The sequence below is a fragment of the Streptomyces sp. cg40 genome, from assembly GCF_050320165.1.
In the GTDB taxonomy this organism is placed as follows: Bacteria; Actinomycetota; Actinomycetes; order Streptomycetales; family Streptomycetaceae; genus Streptomyces; species Streptomyces hokutonensis.
This window is the reverse complement of record NZ_CP190128.1, coordinates 1189824-1216545: the sequence shown is the minus strand read 5'-3', so window position 1 is coordinate 1216545 and position 26722 is coordinate 1189824. Positions and strand designations below refer to the sequence as shown.

General features: G+C 71.1%; 22 protein-coding genes. 12 read left to right on the top strand and 10 right to left on the bottom strand.

The genetic code is table 11. From position 1 onward, the window contains the following. The first annotated feature begins 101 nt into the window (after window positions 1-101). The 8 genes from ACQHII_RS05380 to ACQHII_RS05345 all read left to right on the top strand — a co-directional run bounded on the left by ACQHII_RS05380 (window position 102) and on the right by ACQHII_RS05345 (window position 10753). A complete protein-coding gene (locus ACQHII_RS05380; RefSeq protein ID WP_427918126.1) occupies window positions 102-1085 on the top strand; it encodes a hypothetical protein in 984 nt (327 codons plus the stop codon). Between the two features lie 185 nt (window positions 1086-1270). Further along, complete coding sequence (locus tag ACQHII_RS05375; RefSeq protein WP_427918125.1) at window positions 1271-3016, top strand: esterase; 1746 nt, start codon at window positions 1271-1273, stop codon at window positions 3014-3016. A gap of 139 nt (window positions 3017-3155) precedes the next feature. Beyond that, window positions 3156-3626 (top strand): VOC family protein, encoded by a 471-nt coding sequence (locus tag ACQHII_RS05370; RefSeq protein WP_427918124.1) that lies wholly within the window; start codon window positions 3156-3158, stop codon window positions 3624-3626. Window positions 3627-3750: 124 nt separating this feature from the next. Beyond that, complete coding sequence (locus tag ACQHII_RS05365; protein WP_427918123.1) at window positions 3751-4191, top strand: VOC family protein; 441 nt, start codon at window positions 3751-3753, stop codon at window positions 4189-4191. A 71-nt stretch (window positions 4192-4262) separates the two neighbouring features. Continuing rightward, a complete protein-coding gene (locus tag ACQHII_RS05360; RefSeq protein ID WP_427918122.1) occupies window positions 4263-5144 on the top strand; it encodes a PhzF family phenazine biosynthesis protein in 882 nt (293 codons plus the stop codon). Between the two features lie 123 nt (window positions 5145-5267). Further along, entirely contained in the window at window positions 5268-6920 is a 1653-nt protein-coding gene (locus ACQHII_RS05355; protein ID WP_427925234.1) for a serine/threonine-protein kinase, read from the top strand. A gap of 160 nt (window positions 6921-7080) precedes the next feature. After that, window positions 7081-8835 (top strand): hypothetical protein, encoded by a 1755-nt coding sequence (locus ACQHII_RS05350; RefSeq protein ID WP_427918121.1) that lies wholly within the window; start codon window positions 7081-7083, stop codon window positions 8833-8835. A gap of 190 nt (window positions 8836-9025) precedes the next feature. Then, complete coding sequence (locus ACQHII_RS05345; RefSeq protein ID WP_427918120.1) at window positions 9026-10753, top strand: LCP family protein; 1728 nt, start codon at window positions 9026-9028, stop codon at window positions 10751-10753. On the opposite strand, the gene ACQHII_RS05340 is transcribed toward ACQHII_RS05345, so the two are convergent. Genes ACQHII_RS05340 through ACQHII_RS05310 form a run of 7 tightly spaced genes read right to left on the bottom strand, consistent with a single transcriptional unit; the run spans window position 10683 to window position 17978 of the window. Then, complete coding sequence (locus ACQHII_RS05340) at window positions 10683-11237, bottom strand: DUF5990 family protein (RefSeq protein WP_427918119.1); 555 nt, start codon at window positions 11235-11237, stop codon at window positions 10683-10685. The genes ACQHII_RS05345 and ACQHII_RS05340 overlap by 71 nt on opposite strands. Before the next feature lie 22 nt (window positions 11238-11259). Next, window positions 11260-12240 carry an ABC transporter ATP-binding protein gene (locus ACQHII_RS05335; RefSeq protein WP_427925233.1) on the bottom strand — a complete coding sequence of 327 codons (981 nt, stop codon included), beginning with the start codon at window positions 12238-12240 and terminating at the stop codon, window positions 11260-11262. A gap of 23 nt (window positions 12241-12263) precedes the next feature. Next, complete coding sequence (locus tag ACQHII_RS05330; RefSeq protein ID WP_427918118.1) at window positions 12264-13310, bottom strand: ABC transporter ATP-binding protein; 1047 nt, start codon at window positions 13308-13310, stop codon at window positions 12264-12266. Beyond that, on the bottom strand, window positions 13303-14268 hold the full coding sequence (locus tag ACQHII_RS05325) for an ABC transporter permease (RefSeq protein ID WP_427918117.1): 966 nt from the start codon (window positions 14266-14268) through the stop codon (window positions 13303-13305). The genes ACQHII_RS05330 and ACQHII_RS05325 overlap by 8 nt, the downstream gene beginning before the upstream one ends. Before the next feature lie 7 nt (window positions 14269-14275). Then, a complete protein-coding gene (locus ACQHII_RS05320) occupies window positions 14276-15313 on the bottom strand; it encodes an ABC transporter permease (protein ID WP_427918116.1) in 1038 nt (345 codons plus the stop codon). Continuing rightward, the gene (locus ACQHII_RS05315; protein WP_427918115.1) at window positions 15301-17025 is read right to left on the bottom strand and encodes an ABC transporter substrate-binding protein; all 1725 of its coding nucleotides are present in this window, start codon (window positions 17023-17025) and stop codon (window positions 15301-15303) included. Before ACQHII_RS05315 ends, ACQHII_RS05320 begins: the two co-directional genes overlap by 13 nt. Window positions 17026-17081: 56 nt before the next feature. Continuing rightward, a complete protein-coding gene (locus ACQHII_RS05310) occupies window positions 17082-17978 on the bottom strand; it encodes a proline iminopeptidase-family hydrolase (RefSeq protein ID WP_427918114.1) in 897 nt (298 codons plus the stop codon). A 332-nt stretch (window positions 17979-18310) separates the two neighbouring features. On the opposite strand from ACQHII_RS05310, the gene ACQHII_RS05305 reads away from it, so the two are divergent. Next, window positions 18311-18991, top strand: coding sequence for a FadR/GntR family transcriptional regulator (locus ACQHII_RS05305; RefSeq protein ID WP_427918113.1), 681 nt, complete (start codon window positions 18311-18313; stop codon window positions 18989-18991). A gap of 122 nt (window positions 18992-19113) precedes the next feature. Here the strand turns inward: ACQHII_RS05305 and ACQHII_RS05300 are convergent, their stop codons facing one another. Then, a complete protein-coding gene (locus ACQHII_RS05300) occupies window positions 19114-19956 on the bottom strand; it encodes a PhzF family phenazine biosynthesis protein (RefSeq protein ID WP_427918112.1) in 843 nt (280 codons plus the stop codon). Window positions 19957-20005: 49 nt separating this feature from the next. Here ACQHII_RS05300 and ACQHII_RS05295 point away from each other — a divergent pair, with 49 nt between their 5' ends. The 3 genes from ACQHII_RS05295 (at window position 20006) to ACQHII_RS05285 (ending at window position 24981) form a co-directional block, all read left to right on the top strand. After that, window positions 20006-21052 (top strand): permease, encoded by a 1047-nt coding sequence (locus ACQHII_RS05295; protein ID WP_427918111.1) that lies wholly within the window; start codon window positions 20006-20008, stop codon window positions 21050-21052. Continuing rightward, window positions 21049-21783, top strand: coding sequence for a TIGR03943 family putative permease subunit (locus ACQHII_RS05290; protein WP_427918110.1), 735 nt, complete (start codon window positions 21049-21051; stop codon window positions 21781-21783). Before ACQHII_RS05295 ends, ACQHII_RS05290 begins: the two co-directional genes overlap by 4 nt. Window positions 21784-21858: 75 nt before the next feature. Further along, a complete protein-coding gene (locus ACQHII_RS05285) occupies window positions 21859-24981 on the top strand; it encodes an ATP-binding protein (protein WP_427918109.1) in 3123 nt (1040 codons plus the stop codon). Here the strand turns inward: ACQHII_RS05285 and ACQHII_RS05280 are convergent. Both ACQHII_RS05280 and ACQHII_RS05275 read right to left on the bottom strand, forming a co-directional pair. Beyond that, window positions 24962-25753, bottom strand: a complete 792-nt coding sequence (locus ACQHII_RS05280) for an ABC transporter permease (protein ID WP_427918108.1) — start codon at window positions 25751-25753, stop codon at window positions 24962-24964. The two genes, ACQHII_RS05285 and ACQHII_RS05280, sit on opposite strands and share 20 nt — an antisense overlap. Beyond that, window positions 25750-26721, bottom strand: coding sequence for an ATP-binding cassette domain-containing protein (locus ACQHII_RS05275; protein ID WP_427918107.1), 972 nt, complete (start codon window positions 26719-26721; stop codon window positions 25750-25752). The genes ACQHII_RS05280 and ACQHII_RS05275 overlap by 4 nt, the downstream gene beginning before the upstream one ends. Window position 26722 lies beyond the last annotated feature (1 nt).

The following is a 26722-nucleotide window of genomic DNA, read 5'->3' as shown; positions in this document are numbered from 1 at the left end:
TGAGTCTAGATTCGCGAGGCACGGGCGACAAGGCTCCGGGCGGGTCCGCCGCCGACCCCGGGCTCATGGACCGTCGCCCGGCGGCGCTAGCCTCGCCGGTCATGGGAGCACGAGCGCAGTACGTCGTGGTCGAGAACGGCACCTGGCAGCGGTACTACTCGCACTGGGCCGCCAGCAGGGTTGCTGACGATCTGCTGCCCGGTCCGGCCGCGGCGACACGCTGCTTCCGCGCCAACCGGGAGATCGACGAATGGCTCGACGACGTGTGGTGCGAGGGCGCCGCGCTCGTCGACCACGACCGTCGGACCCTGCTCTGGTTCGCCTCCCCGGACAGCTGGGCCGACCACCTCGCCGCCCGTGCCGTACTGGCCCGGACCTGGCCCGGCTGGGACGTCCGCTTCGCGCACGACGGCATGGGTGATCTGACTCAACACCTGGATCTGGGGCGGGAGTTGACACGCGCACCGGGCTGGTTCGAAACCTTCGAAGCGGCCGGGTTCGCGCACGCCGAGTACAGCGAGCCCCACTCCGTCGCCTCCCTGCGTCTGCCCGACGGAAGCGTGCGCGCGTGGGGCAGCGACTGGGAGCCCGTCGAGCACCTCGCGGGCGGCCTCGGCCTGATCGGCCATCTCGCCGCGTCGCCGGCCACTCCCGTGCTCACCGACATGCCGTACGGCGGCGTCCATTTCGACCCGGGGGCCCGCACCGTCTCGCTCTGGGCGGTGCAGACCGTGGCCGGGATCCACGACTGGCCGTTGCCGGGCTGGGAGGGCTGGGCGCTGGACTTCCGAGGCGACGACCACACGCTGCAGGCCGGGCTGCTCCCCGCGGACTTCCCCTTCCCGCGGCCCTCGCTCGCCGCCGCGCTGCGAAGGCTCGGTAACGGTCTCGGCACCCCGCCGCCCGACAACGGCCCGCTCCTCGCGCGCGCCGCGGCCGCGCCCGGCCCCGAGGGCACCACCCCCGTGGTGACCCCCGCCGCGCTGGCGCCGCACGAACCGGCCGACCCCACCCCGGCCGAACTGGCCGCCCTGCGCGCGGCGATCACCGCACTGGTCGCGGAGGCGGAGGAATCACTGCCGTAACACTTCTAACAGAATTATCATCGAAATTGTTAACAATCCTGGGCCCCAACCGACAGTCTGAGACGCGACCGAGCCGCACGCCGTCCGACCCGCCCGCGATGTCGCCGAGGCGCCGGGTGCGTACGGCTGTGACCACGCAACCAGCTGTACAAGGAGGTCCACGGGTGGACGTCAACCGTAGAACTGTGATCCGGAGTGCCACGGGCGTCGCGGCCATGACCGCGTTCGGAGTCGCCGAGGGCGCGGCGGGCACGGCCTTCGCCGCCACTTCGTCGTCGGGCAGTTCGTCGACGAGCTCGTCGGCCACGTCCTCGGCGTACTCGCTGGAGTTCGATCCCACCGCCTGGTCGTACGACGCGACGAACGACGTGTACTACCAGCTCGGGAAGGTGTACGTCGCCAACCCGGCCGCGACGGACTACGAGAACCTGTCGATCTATGTGCCGGGCGCCTATCTGACGGCCACCGTCAACAGCGACGGCACCACATACACCGCGAAGCTCAACCGGAAGGGCACCGTCGGCCAGTACTCGGGAGGCACGGCGCCGATCGTGATCCCGGTCAACACCCCCGGCTACGCCCAGCAGGCGCCGGCCACGTCCTACAGCTACAGCAGCGTGTCGCAGTACCTCGCGGCCGGGCTCGTCTACGTGTGGCCGGGCCTGCGCGGCCGGGACAGCTCGACCAGCACCCGCTCCGACGCGGCGCCCTGGGGTGTCACCGACCTGAAGGCCGCGATCCGGTTCCTCCGGTACAACGAGAGCGTCCTGCCCGGCAGCACGGACGACATCGTCCTGTTCGGCATGAGCGGCGGCGGCGCCCAGGACACCGTGGCGGGCACGTCCGGCGACAGCCCCCTGTACCACCCGTACCTGCGCACGATCGGCGCGGCGATGGAGGACGCCCACGGGCGCCCCCTCAGCGACGCGGTCGCCGGCGTCATGGCCTGGTGCCCGATCACCAACCTGGCCGAGGCCAACCTGTCCTACGAGTGGAACATGGGCCAGTTCGCCTCCACCGGCACCCGCGCGTCCACCACCTGGACCAGCGCCTACTCGGCCGACCTCGCGAAGGCCTGGCCCAAGTACCTCAACCGCCTCGGGCTGCGCGACGAGCACGGCAGGCGCCTGGAGCTGGCCGAGTCCGGCAGCGGCACGTACCTGGCCGGCAGCTACTACGACCACCTGATCGAGGTGATCACCACCTCGCTGAACAACTTCCTGTCGGACAACACCTTCCCGTACACCATCACGACCCAGGGCGGCCCGCCCGGATCGGGCCAGACGGGGACCTCGACGACGTACGCGACGGTCGACGACTACATCGCCTACCTCAACACCGGCAGCACATGGGTCACCTACGACGCCACGACCAACACCGCGACGGTGTCCGGCCTCGAAGGCTTCGTCAACAGCCAGAAGAACGCGAACAAGCCGGTCGGCGCGTTCGACGGGGTGTCCCGCGGGCAGGGCGAGAACAGCGTCTTCGCGATGGGGCTGGGCGTCCCGTCCCACTTCGCGCCGCTCACCCGTGACGTCGTCAAGGCGAACGAGACGACGTACGCCACGTACTCCGACTGGAACTCCGCCTACGGCGCCGCCGCGTACGACACCGACTTCGCGAAGAAGGACAGCGTCGGCAAGGACATGGCCTGGCGGGGCGACGCCTACAACCCGCTGTACTTCCTCTCGCCCGCCTTCGCCGGCTACCGGCAGTCGAAGGTGGCGCGGCACTGGCGCATCCGCACCGGCATCATGCAGGGCGACACGGGCAACACGACCGAGATCAACCTCCAGCTGGCCCTGAAGAACTACGGCATCCGCGATGTCGACTTCGCCACGGTGTGGGCCATGGCGCACACCATGGCCGAGCGCACCGGAGACGCGACGACGAACTTCATCAGCTGGGTGGAGTCCGTAGTCAAGAGGTGACGAGCGGTTCCGACACACCGGGTGCCCGGCCGACGAGAGTCGGCCGGGCACCCGGCCGTTCGGCTCAGGCCGATGAGTTCTGCCGACGGGGTCGGTCTACCAGGACGTACATCATCGAGCCACTGACCGGAGACCCATCATGACCACTCCCGCACACCCCGGCCGCATGCTGTTCGTGAACATCCCCGTGGTGGACCTGGAGCGCAGCAAGGCGTTCTTCGCCAAGCTCGGGTTCGGCTTCAACCCGAAGTTCACCGACGAGACCGCCGCCTGCATGCTGGTCGGCGAGCACGCCTTCGTCATGCTGCTCACCCGCGAGAAGTTCGCGGAGTTCTCGAAGCTGCCGCTGGCCGACCCCGCCACCCACGCGCTGGCGCTCTACTCCTTCAGCGTGTCGTCCCGCGAGGAGGTCGACTCGGTCAGCGCCGCCGCACTCGCGGCGGGTGCCACCGAGGCGGACGGTGCCGAGGACTACGGTTTCATGTACTCACGCAGCTTCTTCGACCTCGACAACCACGGCTGGCAGGTCATGTGGATGGACCCGGCGGCGGTCGAGCAGGGCCCCGAGGAGTTCGCGGCCTCCGCGCGGAACGCCGACGCCGGGGCCTGACCCGAGAAGCCGTAACCCTCTTTCGGAGTCCGGTGGTCCGCCGATGTCGAGAACGGGCCACCGGCTCCGTCCCGGGGACATCAGCGGCCACCACCGGCCGGACGAGGAAGAGGGAGAGACCGCCATGGCGATTCAGCGGATGGACAACGTCGGCATCGTCGTCGAGGACATGGACGCGGCCGTCGCGTTCTTCGTGGAACTCGGTATGGAGCTGGAGGGCAGGGGAGAGGTCCAGGGCCTCTTCGCGGACCAGTGCACCGGACTCGACGGCGTCCACTGCGACATCGCGATGCTCCGCACCCCGGACGGCCACAGCCGGCTCGAACTGGCGAAGTACCGCAGCCCCGAGGCGATCGGCGACGGGCCGCGCGACCGGCCGCACAACATCCTGGGCACCCACCGCGTCATGTTCGCCGTCGACGACATCAAGGACACCGTCGCCCGCCTGCGCCCGCACGGCGCCGAACTCCTCGGCGAGATCGCCCGGTTCGAGGACAGCTACCTCCTCTGCTACGTCCGCGGCCCGGAGGGCGTCATCGTCGGACTGGCCGAGCAGCTGGGCTGAGAAGAAGAGCGCACGGTGAACCGGCGCGGTGTGCGGGAATGGTCGGGAACCCGCCCCGCGTTGCCACGATCATGACGACGAACGTGCCCCGGCCCGAGGTGTTGCGCTACACCGCCTTCTCCAGTGATCCGTCCGGCGGGAACCCGGCCGGCGTCGTGCTGGACGCCACCGCTCTGGCCGACAGCGACATGCTGGCCGTCGCCGCCGAGCTCGGATACTCGGAGTCCGCGTTCCTGACCGCGCCCCCGGAGGGGCTCGCCGGTCCGGACGGGCGGACGTACCGCATCCGGTACTTCAGCCCCAAGGCCGAGGTGCCGTTCTGCGGGCACGCCACCGTCGCGACCGCCGTCGCGCTGGCCGAACGGATCGGCACGGGGGAGCTGGTGTTCGCGACGCGCGCGGGCACCGTGCCGGTGGAGGTGACCGAGGAGAACGGGACGCTCAGGGCCACACTCACCAGCGTCGCACCGCACGTCGAGGAGATCGCCGACGCCGACCTCGACGAGGCGCTCGCCGCCCTCGGCTGGCCGCGAGCCGATCTCGACCCCGCCTTCCCGCCCCGCATCGCCTTCGCCGGTGCCCGCCATCTCGTGCTCGCGGCGGCGACCCGCGCCCGACTCGCGGATCTCGCCTACGACTTCGGGCGCCTCGAAGCCCTGATGCACCAACTGGACCTGACCACGGTCCAGTTGGTGTGGCGGGAGTCGGCCACGGTCTTCCACGTGCGTGACCCCTTCCCCGTCGGCGGAGTCGTCGAGGACCCGGCGACGGGCGCGGCGGCCGCCGCGTTCGGTGCCTACGCGCGTGAACTCGGCCTGGTCCCCGAGGACTCCGTCCTCACCCTGCACCAGGGCGAGGACCTGGGCCGCCCCGGCGAACTCACCGTGACGCTGCGCGCGGGCGACCCGCGTGTCCGCGTAGCCGGCGCGGGAGCACGCATCGACATCGGCTGAAGCTGCGGCTGCGGCTGCGGCCGCCATGACGGTGCACGTGTCCGTCCGTCCCTGGTGTTCGGCGACCGGTGAGCCGATACGCTGAACGACAGCCATGTCGGGGGCGGGGCTGGGGGCGTGGACATGGATCCGCGGATGCAGTTGTCGGTGGACGGGTACGTCTGCGAGCGCGAGTTGGGCCGCGGCGGACAAGGCGTGGTGTGGCTCGCCCGGGACCGGGCGGGGCAGCAGGTCGTGGTGAAGTTCCTGCTGCCGGGCAAGGAGTACGACGAGGTCGCGCTCGCCCGGGTACGCCGGGAGTTCGGCGCCGCGAGCCGGGTCGGTGAACTGGCCACGGCCCGCGTCCTCGACGCGGACCTCACCGGCCGACACCCTTACATCGTCAGCGAGTTCGTCCCGGGCCCCACGATCCACCAGCACGTGACCGCGGGCGGCCCGCTGTCCTCGGGGCGGCTCCAGTCCCTCGCGCTGGCCGTCGCCCACGCGCTGGCACAGGTGCACCGGGCGGGTGTCGTGCACCGGGACATCAAACCGTCCAACATCCTGCTCTCCCCGGACGGACCGCGGATCATCGACTTCGGCATCGCCCGCGACGACCGCCTGCTGGAGTCGGCGCTCACCACACCGGGCAGTGTGCTCGGCTCTCCCGCGTACATGTCGCCCGAGCAGGTCAAGTCGCTCCGCGTCACCAGCGCCACCGACGTGTTCTCCCTCGGCGGCACGCTCTACTTCGCCGCCACGGGGAGACATCCCTTCGAGGGGGAGAGCGACTACGAGGTGCTGGTCGCCGTGTCCACCCGCGACGCGGATCTCACGGCCGTACCCGAACCGGTCCGCTCGGCCGTCGCCGACTGCCTCCGCAAGGACCCGGCGGAACGCCCCACCGCCGCCCAACTCATCACCCGCCTCGCGGAAGCGGTGGAGCGGGCGGACGGCGCGCGCACTGAGACGAGCGCGCCATCGCCCGGAAACGGCTGCGAAAGCAGCGGCTCCGGGCCCGACCCCGTTCCCGCCCCCGGCCGAAGCGCCAAACAGCTGCGCCTCTGGGGCTTCGCGGCCGGCAGTGCCGCCGTGGCCGTGCTGCTCGCCATCGTGCTCAGCACCACCTCGGGAGGATCTGCGCGGGAGAACGGCCCGCAGACGCACGGCTCCGGGGCATCCACGAGCTCCCAACCCCTCACATACACCGACGACTTGACCGATTCGGGCGACTGGTCCTACAAGGACCCGACCCTCGCGACGATCACCCACAAGGGCGGGACCATGCTCGTGGATCCCAAGTCCGAGCTGGAGGTGTGGCCGCAGGCGCCCTTCGAGCCGTCGTCGTTCGCGGTACGGCTGAGCACCCAGACGGAGTGGTACGGCGGCGAGGGCGGGGTCGGGCTGTGGTGCGACGGGTCGGGTGACTTCCGCAAGGGCTCCCGCTGGGCGACCTATCTGACGACGGATCAGGAAGCCCTGATCGTGCGCGAGTTCAGGTACAAGGGGGCCTTCCAGCACGATCGGGTCGTCGAGGTCAACCTCGCGGACCTGGGCCTGGAGGTGGAGACCGGGCGGGAGGTGGACATGTCGATGACCTGTTCCCCGGCCGGCGCGGGCCGGATCAAGGTCGAACTCGCCGTCGACGGCACCCGGGTCGCCTCCTACACCGGCGTCGCCTTCGACGCACGGGGCTGCGGGCTGGCCGCCTTCCACTACAGCGCGACCGACCCACGCGGCACGGCCTTCCACGCGGGCTTCGAGCGCTTCATCGCGTCCGAACTGCCGACGAACTGACCGGGGCCGGTCACCGCCCATGTGATCCGCTGTTCTTGCCCAGCTCTTCCCTTCCCTTGATGAACCTCGACGGCTCCTTTCACCTCTACGACATGTAGTAGAGGTGGCCCCGGCGTGAACCGCCGGCCGACGAGGATGGAACGTGGAGGAGAAGGACGCCATGGATGACGGTCCCCGCGCCGGCGGTGGTCTGCGACTGCGGCGCCGTGACGCGCCCGCCACCGCCGGTCCGCCGCTGACCCGGCCGCTCACCACCGGGCCGGCCGCGCCGCAGCAGCTGCACCGGGGGATGACGCTGATCGCCACGATCAGCCTGTTCATCGGCACCCGGGACGCCTGGACCAGGGCGATGACCTCACGCCCGCCCGTCGCCGGGATCATCTCCGTCTGTTACGCCGGGATCCTGGTCGCCGGAGTCCTGGCCCTCACCACCCGCACCCGGCGCGCCCTGACCAGGGTCGACGCCGGAGTGCTGGTACTCGCCGTCGTCCTGGTGCTCTGCGGCTACTGGCTCAACCACGCGGGCACCGACGAGGGCGTGCTCACCGCGCAGGCCGCGAACCAGATCCTGCACGGCCACCCCGTCTACGGCCAGCCCTGGCCCTGGCTCTTCGACTCCTCGTCCGTCGGCATCACCAAGACCATGTCGGGCGGCGCCGACTACACCTACGGCTACCCGCCGCTGACCGCGCTGCTCGCCGCCCCCGTGCACGCCGTGATCCACTCGACGGCCGCCGCCACCCTCGTCACCACCGGCGCGCTCCTCGCCGGCGCCGTCCTGCTGTGGCTGCTGCTCCCGGCCCCCTGGCGGTCCGCCGCCACGGCCGTGTGCCTCGGCTTCGGCTTCCTCCCCGGCTACGCCTACTCCGGCTACCCGGCGGTCCTCGCCCTGGTCCTGCTCGTTCCGGTGGTGGTCAGGTGGCCCGACACCGGAGCCGGTGGCCGGCTCGGACTCCCCGGAGTGCTCCAGGCCCTCTGCCTCGGCGCGGCCTGCGCCACCCAGCAGCTCGCCTGGTTCCTCACGCCGTTCCTCCTCGTCGGCCTCTACGCCGTCCGCCGCGGCGACCTCGGCCCCCGGCTCGCCCTCGGCGTCGTCGCCCGCTACACGGGCACCGCCGCACTGACCTGGGCCGCGATCAACGCATACTTCGCCGCCGAGGACTTCTCCGGCTGGCTGCACGGACTGCTGCTCCCGCTCACCCAGAAGGCGATCCTGCACGGCCAGGGCCTGATGGGGATCTCGTACTACTTCACCGCGGGCAGCAGGCACCTCGACTACTACTCCTACGGCAGTCTCCTGCTCCTGTTCGGTCTGCTCGCCGCCACGGTGCTGTTCGCGCGGCGGCTGGGCCCGGCGATCACCGTGCTGCCCTGGCTGAGCTTCTACCTCGCCACCAGGTCCCAGGACGGCTACTTTCTGATGATGACCCCGCTGTGGCTCGCGGCGGCGGCCACCGTCCCCGCCTCCGCGCTGGCCTCCGCCTGGCAGCCCCGCATTCCGCGCCTGACCGCACGACCGGCCCGGGTCGTGCTCGCCGCGGGGCTCCTCGCGCCCGCCGTGGTGTGTGTGACGATCGCCGCGGCCAGTCCGCCGCCGCTGCGCATGAACGTCACGGCGGACATCGTGGAGCGCTCCGGGCACCGCGACATCACGCGGCTCGTAGCCCGGGTCGTCAACACGACCGCCACCCGGCTCACCCCCCACTTCGCCAGCCGCCTCGGACAGGGCGCCTCCGACTGGTGGACCGCTTCCGGCGGCCCTCAGTCCCTGGCCCCGCACGCCTCCGCGACGTACGTCGTGACGCCGCCCGGCGGTCTGAGGCGGGTGCCGGGCGGCTCGCATCCGCGCTTCTATCTCATCGCCGTCACCGGTACTCCGATGACCATCACCACCGTCCGCATTCCGACCAGTTGACCGACCTTGACGCAAAATGAAAGTCCGTAAATGAGAAAGCCCCTGCGGTGTTCTCATCTGAGATTGTTATATTGCGCAACCACCACGCAAGCGAGACGGGGACCCCGCCTCGTCCGACCTGACATGGCCGCGCGCCCCTGGCCGCAGCACCGACGGCCTGAACGGCCCGACCGTTTTGTGGGAGTGCCAGATGACCGACCTCGGGGACGGCCCCGTGGGACACGCCACGCGCAGCCGCACACGAGGGGTGCCCAGACCGCGGGCGGGCGAGGCCGACGAGCCGCTGCCGACCGGCGGCCGGGCAGCCTCCCGCGCCGCGGCCCGCCAGGCGCCTCGCGGTGGATCCCGGGCGGCCGGTCGTGCCGCCTCGCGCCGCAAGCAGCCTCCGCGCGGCAGGCGTGTGTTGAAGATCACCGCGATATCCCTGTCGGTGCTGATCATGGTGACCGCGGGCGCCGGCTGGTGGTTCTACGAGCACCTCAACGGCAACATCAACAGCGTCCCGATCGACGACGGCGCGGGCGGCAAGGAGAAGGCCGACGCCTTCGGCCGGACCCCGATCAACCTCCTGGTGATGGGCAGCGACGCCCGGTCCAGCACGACCGACTGCAAGCTCGGCGGCGGCTGTTCGACGACCGGTGTGCAGTCGGGGAACGGCAACGCGGACGTGGAGATGGTGGTGCACATCTCGGCGGACCGGTCCAACGCCACCGTGATGAGCATCCCGCGCGACACCATGACCCAGGTCCCCGCCTGCAAGGACCCCAAGAGCGGCCAGTCGACGTCCGGCTACTACGGGCAGATCAACAGCGCGCTCCAGTACGGGCAGGAATGCCAGGTCAAGACCGTGCACGCGCTCACCGGCATCACCATCGACCACTTCGTGCAGATGGACTTCTCCGGTGTGGTGAAGATGTCCGACGCGGTCGGCGGCGTCTCGGTCTGCGTCGACGCCGACGTCTACGACACCTACTCGCACCTGAAACTCGCCGAGGGCACCCACACCCTCAAGGGCACCGCGGCCCTGGAGTTCGTGCGTTCCCGGCACGGCTTCGGCGACGGCAGCGACCTCGGCCGCACCGTCTCCCAGCACCTGTTCCTCAGCGCGATGATCCGCAAGTTCAAGAGCGCGGGCACCCTCACCAACCCCTCGGCGGTCTACAACCTGGCCGACGCCGCCACCAAGGCACTCACCGTCGACACGGGCCTCGGCACCGTCAAGAAGCTCATCGGGCTCGCCGCGGACCTGGACAAGGTGCCGACGAAGCGTATGACGTTCACCACGATGCAGACCGGCGCCGACCCGGCCAACGCCAACCGGGTCATCCCCGCAGCCGCCGCGAAGAGCCTGTTCGCGACGATCGCCAACGACCAGTCGCTGACCAGCTCGTCCGGCAAGAAGTCGGCGGCGGCCACCGCGACCGCCACGACGGCCGCCGTACCGGCCGCGCAGATCGCCGTCACGGTGGAGAACGGCACCAGCATCAGCGGCCGGGCCTCCACCGTCGCCACCGGCCTGATAGACGGCGGCTTCAGCTCCGGCACCACCACCGGCAACGCCGCTGCCAGCGCGACCACGACCACCCTCACCTACGGCACCGGTCAGAAGGCCGAGGCCCAGACCGTGGCCAAGGCGATCGGCCTGGCCTCCTCGCACCTCAAGCAGGGCACCGGCACCGGTCTGACGCTGGTCATCGGCACGGACTGGCCCAGCGGCACGACGCTCCCTGGCGGCTCCTCGTCCCCGGCCCCGGCCGACACCAAGGCGGCCACCTCCAACGCCCAGGCCTCGACCGCCGACGAGTCGAAGTCCTGCGCCAAGGTCAGCACCTACAAGACGGTCAGCCTCAACGGCGTCGCGATGACCCCGACCCAGGCCTACCGGGCGGCGACGAACAAGAAGGACTCGGCGTCCTGACCCACGGCTGGCGCGCGGCGGCGGTCCAGGTGATGCGCGGGGGATCCACCCGCGCGCACAACGGGCCGCCGTTCACGTCGGTCAGCCCGAGCCGGCCCACCAGCAGGCCGTCGCGCGCGGCGGCGGCCAGCACGTCGGCGGGCACGGAGTCGAGCATGAGCTTGGCGCGCCGGAACATCGTGAAGACCCCGTCCCCGTCGACCGTCCCCCAGGACAGATAGACGAACCGCAGCCCCATCCGGTGCTGCACGTAGGGGCCCGTGACCACGACGCCGTCCGGCGTGACCTCCGCCGCGCACTCCAGCGTCCAGGTCGCGGACGCGGCGTCCCCAGGCTGCGGATCGAGGAGTTCGGCCGGCCGGTCCCGGCGCTGCACGGCGACGTGGACGTCGTCGTACGCCGGGAAGGGCTTGTCGGCGGGGGCGGGGAAGGTACGGCCGGGCAGGTCGACGGCGTCGATGCGGAGGTGCATACGGGCCATCATGCCGCGCCCGCCCTCCGTACCCTCAGTCGATCAGAGGGAAGTGGCAGGCGGTGTGCCGACCGGAGGCCGCCACCGTCAACCGGGGCCGTTCCGCGGCGCAGAGCTCACGCGCGTACGGGCAGCGGGTACGGAACGGGCACCCCGTCGGCTTGTCCACCGGATTGGGCACCTCGCCGGTGAGGACGATGCGCTCCCGGGGCGCCGACTCCGTGAGCGTCCCGTCGTCGATGTCCGGGACCGCCGACAACAACGCCTGCGTGTAGGGATGCGCCGGCTCCTTGTACAGGGCCTCCGTCTCGCCGAGTTCGACGATCTCCCCGAGATACATGACCGCGATCCGGTCCGACACGTGCCGGACCACCCCGAGGTCGTGCGCGATGAAGACGTAGGTGAGCGCGAACTCCTCCTGGAGATCCGCGAACAGGTTCAACACCTGTGCCTGGATGGACACATCGAGCGCGGACACCGGCTCGTCGGCGACGATCAGCTTCGGGTTGGTCGCCAACGCCCGCGCGATACCGATGCGTTGGCGCTGCCCACCGGAGAACTCGTGCGGATAGCGGTCCAGATGGGCAGCCGCCAGGCCTACGACGTCGAAGAGCTCGGCGACCCGACGACGTACGGCGCTGGTGTCGCCGTACCGGTGCACGAGCAGTGGCTCCGCCACGATGTCGCCGGCACGGCGGCGGGGGTTGAGGGAGGCCTGCGGGTCCTGGAACACCAGCTGCATCCCCGGGCGTACGGGACGCAGCCGCCGCGTGGACAGCGAGCTGATGTCCTGGCCGTCGAACTCGACCCGGCCGCCCGTGAGTTCGGTGAGCCGCACCAGACAGCGGCCGAGCGTCGACTTGCCGCAGCCCGACTCGCCCACGATGCCGAGCGTCTCACCGCCGCGCACCTCCAGGGATACGCCGTCCACGGCCCGCAGCACCCTGCGGCGCCGGGAGAGCCCGTCCGCGCGCAGGGGGTAGTGCTTGGTGACGTCCGAGGCGCGCAGCAGCACCTCTGACGGTGTCGTTCGCGCGGTCACGGTGTCGCCTCTCGTTCCAGGTCCGGTACGTCCGTCGCCGCGGCCCGTGCGGTCAGGCGCAGCGAGCCGCGGTCGTCGTCGGGCAGCCAGCAGGCGTCGCGGTGCGCGCTGTCGCCGAAGTCCCTCAACTCCGGTCGCTCCGCGCACTGTTCGTGCCGCAACCGGCACCGGGGCGCGAACGCGCACCCTTCCGGCAGGTCCCCGGGCGCCACCGGCATCCCCGCGATGGTGGGCAGCCGCCGCAGCCGGGGCCCGCCCACGCGGGGCACCGAGTCGAGCAGCCCCCAGGTGTACGGGTGGCGCGGTCCGTGGAACACCGCGCGGCGCGGGCCCTCCTCGGCCGCCCGGCCGCCGTACATGACCAGGACCCGGTCGGCGATCTGCGAGATGACGCCCATGTCGTGCGTGATGAGGACGACGGCCGAGCCCTTTGTGTTCAACTCCCGCATCAGGTCGAGTATTTGGGCCTGGACGGTGACGTCCAGCGCTGTGGTCGGCTCGTCGGCGATCAGCAGCGCCGGGCCGCAGGAGAGGGCCATCGCGATGACCGCGCGCTGCCGCATGCCGCCGGAGAACTCGTGCGGGTAGGCGTTCGCGCGCGAGGCCGCGTCGGGGATGCCCACGTCGGAGAGGAGACCGACAGCACGCGCGTGGGCCTCCTTGCGGGAGACCTTCTCGTGCGCCCGGATCTGCTCGGCGATCTGCCAGCCCACGGTGTACACGGGCGTGAGCGCGGTCATCGGGTCCTGGAAGACCATGGCGATCTCCCGGCCCCGTACCGCCCGCATCTCCTTGTCGGGGAGGGTGAGCAAGTCCCGCCCACGGAAGCGGACTTCGCCCTCGACGGTCACATTCGGACTGGTCAGCAGGCGGAGCACGGCCAGCATCGACACACTCTTGCCCGAGCCCGACTCGCCCACCACGCCCAGGATCTCACCGGGCGCCACCGAGAAGGACAAGCCGTCGACGACGGTGACGGAGCCTCGGCGAGTGCGGAAGGACACCCTCAAGTCGCGTACGTCCAGCAGGGGTTGGTCAGGCATGGCGGGCCCTCGGGTCGAGTCGGGCGTACAGGATGTCCACCAGCGCGTTGGCGAGGACCACGAAGAACGCCGCGTACAGGACCGTGCCCATGATCACGGGCAGGTCCAGGTTCTGGAGCGCGTCGAAGGTGAGCTTGCCGATGCCGGGGAGGCCGAAGACCACCTCGGTGAGCAGCGCGGCGCCGCCCACCAGCGCGCCGAAGTCCAGGCCGAACAGCGACACGATCGGGATGAGCGAGCAGCGCAGGGCGTGGCGGATCAGGATGCGCCGCTCGGAGAGGCCCTTGGCGCGCGCGGTGCGGACGTAGTCCTCGTTCAGGGCGGTGACGACCTCGCCGCGCAGCAGCCGGGCGTAGATCCCGGCGTAGAGCAGGGCGAGCGTCAGCCAGGGGAAGAGCAGGTGCAGGGCCCACTGGCCGGGGTGGTCGAGGCCGACGTAGCCCGGTGGTGGCACCCAGGAGAACACCGAACCGTGCAACTGCTTCTGGGTGATGAGGTTGACGACCTCGCCGAGCCAGTAGGCGGGCAGTGAGACCCCGACCACGCCGACGAGCATGATGAGCGGGTCTGCCGCCCTGCCGCGCAGGGCCGCGGCGGCCGTGCCCATGACGATGCCGGCCGTCATCCAGATCAGGGCGGCGCCGACGACGAGCGACAGGGTCACCGGGGTGGCCTGCACGATCTGCGGGATCACGCGCGAGCCGCGGTTGACGAACGACTCCAGGTCGCGGTCGATCAACAGGTGCCGCATCATCAGCAGGTAGCGGACGGGCATGGGCCGGTCGAGGCCGAAGGAGTGCCGCACTTGGGCGAGCGTCGCCGGGTCGGCGTTGCGGCCCGCGATACGCGCCGCGGGATCAACTCCCGGTGTGGCGAAGAAGATCAGGAAGACCAGCACACTGATCGCGAACATCACGAGCAGGGCGGACGCCAAGCGCTTGACGATGAACTGGAGCATGGCGCCGTCACACCCCTCCGCGCAGCCGGGCGCCCGGGTCGAGCGCGTCGCGCACGCCGTCGCCGAGGACGTTGAGCGCCGCCGTGGTCAGCGCGATGAGCAGGCCGGGCGCGATCGTCACCGCGGGCCGGGTGTAGAGCAGCCCGAGTCCGTCCTCGATGATCGTGCCCCAACTGGCGTCCGGCGGCTGGACACCGACCGACAGGAAGGACAGCGCTGACTCGGTGAGCATCGCGAGCGCGGTCATCAGCGGGACGAACACGATGGCCGTGGGCAGTACGTTCGGCAGCACCTCGCGGCGCAGGATGCGCACGGTCGGCGCCCCCGAGCCGATGGCCGCCTGGATGTACTCCTTGTTGCGCAGCACCAGCACCTGGCCGCGCAACGGGCGTGCGATGTACGGGACATAGATCGCCGCGATGATCGCGACGGGCAGCCAGAGACTTCCCGCCTCGACGGTGAGCGGGCCGAGGTGCAGTCCGTCGGTGAGCAGGACGACCGAGAGGCAGATCGCCAGCAGGTACACCGGAAAGGCCCAAATGACGTCCAGGACACGGGAGATGACGGCGTCGACGACACCGCCCGCGTACCCGGCGACGACTCCGACGACCGTGCCGAGGGCGCAGGTGAGGAGCGCCGCCGTGAACCCGATGAACAGGCTCGTCCGGCCGCCGTAGAGCAGCCGGGCCATCACGTCGCGGCCCTGGTTGTCGGCGCCGAGGAAGTAATGGGCGGGGTCCCAGGTCGGGCCGATCGGGGTGACGCCGAGGCCGAGGCCGGTGCTGCTCGGGGTGAGCACCGGCACGGTCTTCCCGTCGACGACCGTGGTACCGGAGACATGGGACTGGAAGGGGTCGGTGTGGGCGATGTGGTGCGCGTACAGCGGTGCGCACAGGGTCGCCAGGACGACGAGGAAGAGGACGACGGCCGCGGCCAGCGCCGACCTGTTGTGCAGCAGGTCGGCGCCGGCGGTCCGCCAGGGGCCCGGCGAGCGCCGGGCCTCCGCGGTGGCCAACTCGGGTGCGGCGGTGCTCACTTGACCCATGTCTGGCCGACGAGCATGTAGAACTGCTTGCTGAACTGGTAGTTGCCCAGCCGCTTCGACGTGAAGTCGATGATCTTCGGGTTGATCAGCGGGACGACGGGGGACTGCCGCATGATCGCCTGGTCGATCGCGCCCCACTGGGTGTTGGCGGCCGTCTGATCGGTCTGCGCGGTCTTCAGCGCGGTCTGCATCTTGGCGTCGACGCTCTTGTCGCAGAAGCCCGAGATGTTGATGCTGGAGTCGCTGCCCGGGTGGAACGCGGCACAGGAGAACAGCACGTTGAGGAAGTCGGAGGCCGCCGGATAGTCCTGGTACCAGGACGTCAGGGCGAGTTGGACCTTGTTCTTGGTGTTCTGGATGTAGGTGAACTGGATGTTCCCCGACAGCGGCTTGAGCGTCGCCTTGTAGCCGAGCTGGGTGAGCAGGCTCTGGAGGTACTGCCCGATCGACTTGTTGACGTCGTCGTCCTGGGTGACGATGCCGACCTCCTGCCCCGCCGTACCGGACTGCTTCACCAGCGCCTTGGCCGTGGCGAGGTCCGCGGCCGTCCACGTCTTGCCGCCGCCCTTGGTGTAGTCGCAGGAGTCGACGTGCCCGGGGAAGCCTGGCGGCAGGATCGTGCACGCGGGGGAGGCGAGGTTGGTGCCGCCGTACAGCCGCACCACGGCGGACCGGTCGACGGCCCAGTTGATGGCCTGGCGCGCCAACTTGTTGTTGAACGGGGCCATGTTGACGTTCAGCGTCGCGTACCAGAACGCGGTCAGCGGGTTCACATGCGCCTGCGAGGTGTACTTGGTGCCGATCTCGTTGAGGCGGTCGGCGGGCGGCGGGTCGTACATCCAGTCCGCCTGGCCGTTCTCGACGGCGGTGACCTCGGACTCGACGGTCTGCCCGAAGGTGTAGTCGATCTCGTCCGGGTACCCCTCCGGTTCGGCCTCCCGCGACCACTCCTTGAAGTGCGGGTTGCGCACCAGCTTCAGCTCGCGGTTCGGGTCGTAGGAGGCCGCCATGTACGGGCCGGTCGTCGGCAGCGGCTTCGTGCCCGCGTCCTTCGTCGGCGAGTCCTTCGGCACGATGCTGGCGTGCGGGACGGCCAGCTTGTACGGGAACTCCGAGTCCGCCGCGGTGAGGTTGATGGTGACCGTGTTCGCCGTCGCGTCGCCGGTCACACCGCCCTTGAGGGTGCAGGACGCGGGTGTCTTCAGACAGGCGGTGGCGCCGACGATGCCGTTGTAGAAGGTGCCCGCGGTGGGGCTGGAGACCTTGAAGATCCGCTGGAAGGACGCCACCACGTCGTCGGTGGTCAGCGCCTTGCCGTTGGAGAAGGTGATGCCCTTGCGGAGCGTGAAGGTGTACGTCTTCCCGCCGTTGGTGACCTTCGGCATCGCCGCGGCCAGGTCCGGGACGACCGTGAACGACGACTGGCCGCCGACCTTCTTGAACGACAGCAGTCCGTCGTACATCGACTGGTACAACTGCCAGTACTGGAGCGTGTAGTTGACCTGCGGATCGAAGCTGCCGGCGGCCGCATGGGCGACCAGCTTCAGCGTGCCGCCCTTGTGCTGCGGCAGGAAGGCGGAGGAGCCGGACGCCGACGAGGACGTGGTCGCGTCGGAGGAGGAGCTGCTGTCGGAGGACGAACAGGCGGCGGTCGTCAGGGCGAGGGCGACGGTGGCGGCGGCGAACGCGCTCCGTCTCGTGGTGCGGGACATCCAGGGAACTCCCGTCGGAGGAAGGGCTGTTGGGTCGGCCGGGGTGGGCCGAAGGCTCAGTCGGTGGAGTCGAGGAAGGTGCCCACGACCCGGAGGTAGAGCTCTTCCTCCTCGACGTGCGGCATGTGGCTGGAGTGCTCGAACATGTGCCAGCGCACGTCGGGGATGTGGTCGGCGAACGGCCGCAGCGTCTCGGGGGTCGCCTCGTCGTACCGTCCGGACACCAGGAGGGTCGGTGCCTCGACCAGATGCAGCCGGTCGATCACGGACCAGTCCTTCATGGTGCCGACGACATGGAACTCGTTCGGCCCGTTCATCGTGTGGTACACGGTCGGATCGGCCGCGATGTTCTCCCAAGTGGCCTGTACCTCGGGCGGGTTGGGGTTCATACGGCACACATGGCGTTCGTTGAAGACCTGCTCGGCGGCGAGGTAGTCGGGGTGGTCGGTGGTTCCGGCCGCCTCGTGGGCGAGCAGGGTGCGCTGGATCTCGGGCGGCAGCTGGCCGCGCAGTTCGGCCGCCGCCGCGAGCCACAGCTCCATGGAGGCGGGGGAGTTGGCGATGACCAGCCCACGCAGCCCGGCCGGCCGCCGTACCGCGTGCTCGGCGGCGAGCATGCCGCCCCAGGACTGGCCGAGGAGGTGATAGGCATCGGCGATGCCCAACTCCTTGAGGAGATTGTCCAGTTCGTCGAGGAAGAGCTGGACGGTCCAGAAGTCGGCGCCCTCGTCGGGCAGATGGGTGGACAGTCCGGTGCCGAGCTGGTCGTAGTGCACCACTTGGCGTCCCTGCTCGGCGATGCCCGCGATGCTGAGGGTGTAGTTGTGACCGGCGCCGGGGCCGCCGTGCAGGACGACCAGGGGTGTCCGGCCGGGTGTGCCGGTGATCCGGTACCAGGTGGAGTGGCCGTTGAAGTCGACGGTGCCGGTGTGATTCGGTTCGGGAATCGCCACGCGAGGGCCTCCCAGGCGGGCCGTCCGCCAGGCCGTTCTCGGGCCTGGCCTCTGGCTGAAACGAAAAGGATGTGACGGATGGCTGCGATAGTGATTGGGTAAAAGGTCAGCGCACAAGACCTTTTAGCGGGGGCTGGGCAAGACGTAACGACGAGTTCACGTGGCCCGCCCGCGTTTACAGCAGCGGCATTGAAGGGGGAGGACAACTGACATCCGTACCTGAGGCATCCGAGGCCGGGGACGAGTTCTCACGTGTCCTCGACCGTGTCCTCCTCGGCGGCTCCCCGTCCTCCGCGCTGCGCCCGGTCCGGGTGGCGTCGGCGGTCGACGAGGTGTCCGACCGCCTCCTCACCGCGATCGCCGTCGGCGACTTCCTGCCGGGGGAGCGGCTGCCCGCCGAGCGCGAACTCACCGGGCTGCTGCGGGTCAGCCGCCCCACCGTGCGCGAGGCCGTCGCCCGGCTCCAAGCAGTGGGCGTGGTGGAGATCCGGCGCGGCCGCAACGGTGGCACCTACGTCCGCGACACCTGGACGGAGGCGACGGCCGCCGCCGTCCGGCACACCCTGCTGCCCCGCTGGGAGGAGTTCGAGCAGCTCTTCGACCTGCGCGGCCTGGTCGAGGGCATGGTCGCCGCGACGGCCGCCCGGCGCCGGGGCTCCAAGGACCTCGACCCCATGAAGGACGCCCTGTCCGCCTACCTCACCGCGAGCACCCCGCGCGACGCGCACACCGCGGACAGCGCCTTCCACCAGGCCGTCCGCGCCGCCACGGGCAACCCCCAGATCGTCATGCTCAGCCAGGACCTGCTGGCCCGCATCAGCCTCGGCTTCCCGGTCGAACCCTGGGGCAGGGGCGAGCAGACCCACTTCCACCAGGGCGGCGAGGACCACAAGGCCCTGTACGAGGCCATCGCGGCGGGCGAGCCCGAGCGTGCCGAGGAGATCGCCCGCGGCCACTTCACCATCAGCGCCGACCTGATCCGTGACGTACTGGAGCGGGTCCGGGCCCGCTAAGCGCTTCGCTGGATATGCCGAGATGTGCCGTCGTTCGTCTGCCCCGCCGTCGTGGCCGGTCGCGCAGTTCCCCGCGCCCCTTGGCGGCGCTGCCGACCAGTAGTCGACTTCACCAGGTTCGCTCAGACGCTCAACTTCCGTACGAAACCGCCGACTTCCGCGATGCCGCCCAGTCGCAGCACGGGTCGCGCGCTCGCGGTGATCGTGGCCGGGCTGCCCAGGGAGTCGCCCATGTCGACGGCGATCTCGTTGATGCCGCGTTCGGCCAGGTCGGCGGCGAGGCACGCGGTGCTGTTGGCGTTCGCGATGTCCTCCGGGACGCCGATCGACGGCGCGAACATGCGGGCCGCGATCCGCCCGGAGCGCTCCGGCACCGAGTAGACGTAGCAGCCGAGCAGTCCGAACCGGTCGCAGGCCGCGCGGAGCCTCTCGAAGTCCGGTGCCAGCGCGGCGAGTTCGGTGCGCGAGGCGACCGGGGCGAGCAGGCGCGCCCGCCCGACCGAGGCCACGCGGGCGCCTGGAGCGAGTGTGTCCGAGGTGACGCCCAGTGCGGGCAGGACGAGTGCGCGCTCGTCGGCGGTCGGCTCGCGCAACTCGACGGGACCCGGCTCGAAGACGGCACGGAACCGTGTCCCCTCCCGTACCGCCCGGCCGGCGAACGAACGCCCCGCGGTGCGCAGGACGCCCCGGTACCCCGTGCCCCGGGCGCGCGCCGCGAGGTACGCGAGGGCGGCGACCGTACCGTGGCCGCACGCGGGCAGTTCGCCCTCGGCGGTGAAGAAGCGGAGCGACACCCCGGACCCGCGCACCGAGACGAAGACGGCGTGCGAGGTCCCCGCGAGGACCGGCACCCGGCGCCGCTCGTCCTCGCTCAACGGCGCCTCGTCCAGCACCGCGGTGGGGCTTCCGCCGGCGCCCTCGCGCAGACACGCGCGGACGATCGTGACGGACAGTCGGCTTATCACGCGAGAACCGTACTATGTTCTGTCGCAACATCAGACATTCGGAGCAAATATGCCAAAAACGGATGAGCTGCTTGATGTGACGGAGGCGGTGGCCCCGGCCACCGTCCACCCACCCGGGCGACGGCGCCGCCGCCTCCCGCGCAGACCCCCGCCGACGACGGCGGTCGTCACCGTCCTCGGTCTGGCGATCACCGCCTTCCTGCTGTCGGGCACACCGTGGCTCAACGGCCCCGCCGTGGCCGCCTGGCGCACCGTCTGCCTGGCCATCACCGTGCAGGCACTGCCCTTCCTCCTCCTCGGCACCGCCCTGTCCGGGGCGATCAACGCCTTCGTGCCGGCGGACCTGTTCACCAAGGTGCTGCCCAAGCGTGCCGTGCTCGCCGTCCCCGTGGCAGGCCTCGCCGGAGCCGTCCTGCCGGGCTGCGAATGCGCGTCCGTGCCGGTCGCCAACAGCCTGATCCGCCGGGGCGTCACCCCCGCCGCCGCCTTCGCGTTCCTGCTCTCGGCGCCCGCGATCAACCCGATCGTGCTGACCGCCACCGCCGTCGCCTTCCCCGGCAGCCCCGCCATGGTGTTGGCCCGGCTGCTCGCCTCGCTCGCCACCGCCGCCGTCATGGGCTGGCTCTGGCTCTGGCTCGGCCGCGCGGAGTGGCTGCGCCCGGTCGTCCGGCACACCGGACACCAGCACGGACACAGCCGCTTCACGGAGTTCCGGCTCGGCTTCCAGCACGACTTCCTGCACGCGGGCGGCTTCCTCGTGCTGGGCGCGATGGCCGCGGCCACCTTCAACGTGACCGTCCCGCGCTCCGTCCTCGACACCTTCTCCGGCTCGCCCTGGCTCTCCGTGCTGTTCCTGGCCGCGCTCGCCGTGGTCCTCGCGGTCTGCTCCGAGGCGGACGCCTTTGTGGCGGCCTCACTCACAGGCTTCTCACCCACAGCCCGGCTCGCCTTCATGGTGGTCGGCCCCATGGTGGACCTGAAGTTGATCGCCCTTCAGGCCGGCACCTTCGGCCGGGCCTTCGCGGTCCGCTTCTCCACCGCGACCACCGTCGTGGCCGTGGCCGCCAGCGTCCTGATCGGAGGCGCCCTGCTGTGAAGCGCACCGCACAGATCACCCTCCTGATCCTGACCGGCCTGGGCCTGCTGCACACCGCCCTCTTCACCGACCTCTACCTGCGCTACGTCAAGGAGGGCCTGCACCCGCTGCTGATCGTCTCCGGCGTCCTCCTGCTGCTCCTGGGCCTGGCCCACGGGGCGTTCGACCGCGCCACCGGTGACAAGAAGGACCACGACCACGCCCACGGGCACGACCACTCCACCGCACCCCGCATCGCCTGGCTCCTCTTCCTCCCCGCGCTCAGCCTCCTCCTCTACGCCCCGCCCGCCCTCGGCGCCTACACGGCCGCGCACGCCGGCAGCGAGACCGTCAAACAGCAGAAGGGGTTCGCCGCACTGCCCGCGACCTCACCCCTCCCGATGACCCTCACGGACTTCACCACCCGGGTCCAGCAGGACAAGGAACGGGCCATCAAGGGCCGTACGGTCGAGATGACCGGCTTCGTGACACCGGGACAGGGCGGTGTCTGGGACCTGACCCGGATCATCTTCACCTGCTGCGCGGCGGACGCCCAGACCGTCAAGATCCGGATGTACGGCACCCCGGCCCCGCCCGCCAACACCTGGCTGGCTGTCACCGGAACCTGGCACACCCAGGGCGCCCTCGGTACGAAATCCGCGGCGGCGGCCCTCGACGTCCATGGCACCCGGCGCATCGCCCAACCCGTCAACGCCTTCACGGACGACCTGCCCCTCACCCCCACCCGGTGACGCGAACTGCCGCTGCCGACACAGGCGTTCGGACAGCGGGAGTCGCGGCGCCCCGACCTTGGTTAACCTGCACGGGTGACCACCGATCTGACCCTGCTGCCCCGTGTCGCCCACCGCGGACAGGAAGTCACCGCGCCCCGGCTGCGCGGGCTCCTCGCGCTGCTCGCGGGCGACCTGCGCACGGGCTGCAGCACCGAGCGGCTGGTGGCGGGGCTGTGGCCGGACGAGCTGCCGGAACGGCCGGGCAAGGCGGTCCAGGTCCTGGTGTCCCGGGCCCGTTCCCAGCTGGGCGCCGACGTCATCGCCAGCACCCCGACCGGCTACCGGCTCACCCTCGCCGAGGACCAGGTCGACAGCTCCGCCCTGCTCCTGCACGCGGCGGTCAGCGCCGACCGGTCCCGGGCCGGGGACCACGCGGGAGCGCTGGCCGCCGCCGAGGCCGGACTCGCCCTGTGGGAGGGCACCCCCGACGGCGACCCCGACAGCGCCGACCCGGTGGCCGTACTGCGCGCCGAGCGCGCCCCCGTCCACGCCACGCTCGCCCGTGCGCGGGCCCTCGCGCTCGCCCGCCTGGGGCGGCACGCGGAGGCGGCCGGCCCGCTCGCCGCAGCCGCCGCGGAGCATCCGCGCGACGAGGAGGTGCTCGCCGAACTCCTGCGCGGCGAGGCCGCGTCGGCGGGCCCGTCCGCCGCGCTGATGCGCTACGAGGCGTACCGCCGCGAACTCCGCGACGACCTCGGCACGGACCCCGGCGCCGGACTCAAGGCCGTGCACAAGGAGTTGCTGAACGGCGAGGCACCCGTGGTCCGACACGGCGTGCCGCACGAGCCGAACCCCCTTCTCGGCCGGGACGAGGACATCGCGGCCGTCGAGCGGGCGCTGCACACCTCCCGCGCCGTCACCGTCGTCGGCCCCGGCGGCCTGGGCAAGACCCGGCTCGCGCACGCCGTGAGCCGCCGGGCCGAACAGCGCGTCGTGTACTTCGTGCCGCTCGCCGGCGTCACGGCCGACGCGGACGTGGCCGCCGAGGTGGCCGCCGCGCTCGGCGCGGGCGGCATGAGCGGGCCCGCCGCCGGCGACCCGGTGACCGCCGTCCTCGGCATCCTCGGCAGCGGGCCCGCGCTGCTGGTCCTCGACAACTGCGAACAGATCGTCCGGGGTGCTTCAGCCCTCGTCCAGGCCCTCGTCTCGTCCTCGAAGGACCTGCGGGTGCTCGCCACCAGCCGCGCCCCGCTGGGTCTGACCTCGGAAGTGGTGTACGCACTCCCGGAGTTGGGCCTCGGCACCTCCGTCGAACTGTTCACCCAGCGGGCGCGCGCCGCCCGGCCCGGCGTCGAACTGCCGTCGGACGCGGTGACCGAGCTGTGCCGCCACCTCGACGGGCTGCCGCTCGCAGTGGAGTTGGCCGCGGCGCGGGTGCGGGTCCTCTCGGTGCCGGACATCGCCCGGCGCCTCGGCGACCGGTTCGCCCTGCTGCGCGGCGGCGCACGCGACGCACCCGAGCGGCACCGCACGCTGCACGCGGTCGTGGAGTGGAGCTGGAACCTCCTCGCGGAGGACGCCCGGGCCGCGCTGCGCACCCTCTCCGTCTTCCCCGGCGGCTTCCTCGCCGAGGCGGCCGAGCAAGTCCTCCGCGAGGACCCGCTGTTCCTCCTGGAGCAACTGGCCGACCAGTCCCTGCTCACCGTCGCCGACACCCCGGCGGGCGTACGGTTCCGGATGCTGGAGACCGTACGGGAGTTCAGCGCGGCCCGCCGCACCGAGGCGGGCGAGGACGAGACGGCCGTAGACCAATTCCTGCTCTGGGCGCGGGACTTCGGGGTCGCGTACCACGACTGGTTCTTCGGCTCGGAGCCGCGGGCCGCCTGGGAGCGGATCAGGGGTGAGCAGGACAACCTCGTGCTGGCCCTGCGGTACGCCCTGGCCCGTACGGACTGCCCCACCATCGCCGCCCTCACCGCGGTCCTCGCCGCCCTGTGGTCGACCGGTTCCAGCTACCCCCGCCTCACCGCGCTCGCCGCGGACACCGGCCCGCCGCTGTCGCACTACTACCCGGAGCCCGAATACGTCGAAGTCGCCCGCGCCGCCGCGGTGTTGTGCACGGCGAGCCTGTTCATGGGCTTCGGCCCGCAGGTCGTACGGCAGCTCGTCACCCTCCGGCGGCTGCCCCCGGCCCCGCCGGACACCCTGCTGCGCGCCATCTCGGCCGTGCTCGGCGCGGTCCCCGAGATGCTGCCCCCGGACTACGGCGTGCTGCGCGAACTCTGCGCCAGCGAGCGGCCGTTGCTCGCCGGCATCGCCGAGTGCGTCGCCACCTACGTCTGGGAGTACGAGCACGACATCGACCGCTCCCTCGCCTCCGCCCGGCGCAGCATCGCGGCACTGGCACCGGTCGACCACCCCTTCCTCCAGGTCCTCGGGCACGCCCGGCTGAGCGAACTGTGCCTCCAGACAGAACAGGGCGAGGCCGCGTACGAGAGTCTCAGGGCGGCGCTCGCGGCGCTGCCGCGCCTCGGTGACGAGCACGACTCGATCGGCGTCCGCTGGGGCCTGGTCCTCGCCTGTCTGCAACGCGGCGAACCCGACGAGGCCGAGTACTGGCTGCGGCAGGCGGAGGAGCGCAACCCCGCGCAGAAGGACGACGTCTACAGCCCCGACTTCGGCGGCCGTGCCGAGATCGCGCTCGCCCGCGGGCTGACGGAGGTCGGACTCGGCCTGTGGCGCCGCAACGTGGAGGCGATCCCCGAGGCCGGCTCGACGGGGAACGACGACCCCTTCTACGACCGGTGGCTGCTCCAGGTCCAGTCGGCGGCGGTGACGGCCCACGCGCACGCCGACCGGCTCGGACTCGTCACGGACGTGGTCGACCGGATGCGGCAGCGACTGTGCACCCTGCTCGCGGGGCCCGCCCGCTCGCCCATGGAACTCCCCTTGTTCGGGACGGGTTTGCACGCCCTCGGCATGGCCGGGATCGTCTCCGGCGACGCCTCCGCCGTACGGCTGATCGCGCTCGCCGAACGGCTGCGGGTGCTGCGCGACTTCCAGCCGACCATGTCGGCGGAGCGTGCCCGCCGGGCGGCCGAGGACGCCGACAGGGCGGCGTACGCCGACGCGGTGTCGGAGTACGCCGCCCTGGAGCGGGACGAGCTGCGGGAGGCGGCCCGCGCTGTCATGGCGGTTACTTCGGGTCGCGGTTGAACTGTGCCGTCGACCAGCGGTAGCCGAGCACGGTGAGCCCGACGCACCAGGCGAGCGCGATCCACCCGTTGTTGCCGATCCCGGTGCCCAGCAGCAGACCGCGCAGGGTCTCGATGGCCGGGGTGAAGGGCTGGTACTCGGCGATCGGCTGGAACCAGCCCGGCATCGTGTCGGCCGGGGTGAAGGCGCTGGAGATGAGCGGGAGGAGGATCAGCGGGGTCGCCATGTTGCTTGCCGCCTCGGGGTTGGGGCTGGCCATGCCCATCCCGACCGCGATCCAGGTGAGCGCCAGGGCGAACAGCGCGAGCAGCCCGAAGGCCGCCAGCCACTCCAGGACGGTGGCGTCCGTGGACCGGAAGCCGATGGCCACCGCGACGGCACCGACGAGGACCAGACTGGCGAGGACCTGGAGCACACTGCCGACGACGTGCCCGATGAGGACGGAGCCGCGGTAGACCGCCATCGTGCGGAAGCGGGCCATGAGCCCCTCGCTCATGTCCATGGAGACGGAGACCGCGGCGCCGATCACCGTGCTGCCGATGGTCATCACCAGGAGGCCCGGGACGAGATAGGCGATGTAGTCGGAGCGGTCGGCGCCGCCACCGCCGATGCCCGCGCTCATCACGTTGCCGAAGACGTAGACGAAGAGGAGCAGCAGCATGATCGGGGTGAGCAGCAGGTTCAGGGTCATCGACGGGTAGCGCCGGACGTGCAGCAGGTTGCGGCGCAGCATCGTGGCCGAGTCGCGGACGGCGAGGGCGAGAGTGCTCATCGGGCGTTCTCCTTCGACTGGTGGGGGACCTTGCTGTCGCCGGTGAGGGCGAAGAACACGTCGTCGAGGTCGGGGGTGTGCACGGTCAGTTCGTCGGCCTCGATACCGGCGGCGTCCAACCAGTCCAGTACGGCGCGCAGTTCGCGCTGGCTGCCGTCGCTGGGAATCTGGAGCGACAGCGCCTCGTCGTCGCGGGTGACCTCGCGCAGGGCGGTGGCGGCGGACTGGTAGGCGGCCGGGTCGGTGAAGCGGAGCCGGACGTGTCCGCCGGGGACGAGCCGTTTGAGTTCCTCGGCGCTGCCCTCGGCGGCGATCCGGCCGTCGTTCAACACCGCGATGCGGTCGGCGAGTTCGTCGGCCTCGTCCAGGTACTGGGTGGTGAGGAAGACGGTGACCCCGTCGGCGACCAGCGTGCGGATGATGCCCCACATGGTGTGGCGGGAGCGCGGGTCGAGGCCGGTGGTCGGCTCGTCGAGGAAGATGATCCGTGGGCTGCCGACCAGCGTCATGGCGATGTCGAGGCGGCGCTTCATGCCGCCGGAGTAGGTGGAGGCGGGCTTCTTCGCGGCCTCGGTGAGGTCGAAGCGGGCGAGGAGTTCGGCGGCCACCCGCCGTCCCTCCTTCCTGGGCAGGTGGTGCAGATCGGCCATGAGCAGCATGTTCTCCTCGCCGGTGATCAGACCGTCGACGGCGGAGAACTGCCCGGTGACGCCGATGGCGGCCCGTACGGCCTGCGGGTCCGCGGCCAGGTCGTGGCCGCCGACGCGCAGTTCGCCGGCGTCGGCGGCGATGAGGGTGGAGAGGATCTTGACGGCAGTGGTCTTGCCGGCGCCGTTCGGGCCGAGGAGGGCGAACACCGTGCCGGCCGGTACCGCCAGGTCGATGCCGTCGAGGACCGTCTTGTCCCCGTAGGCCTTGCGCAGCCCCTTGGCCGCGATGCCCAGTGAGTGCGATGTCGTTGAAGTCATG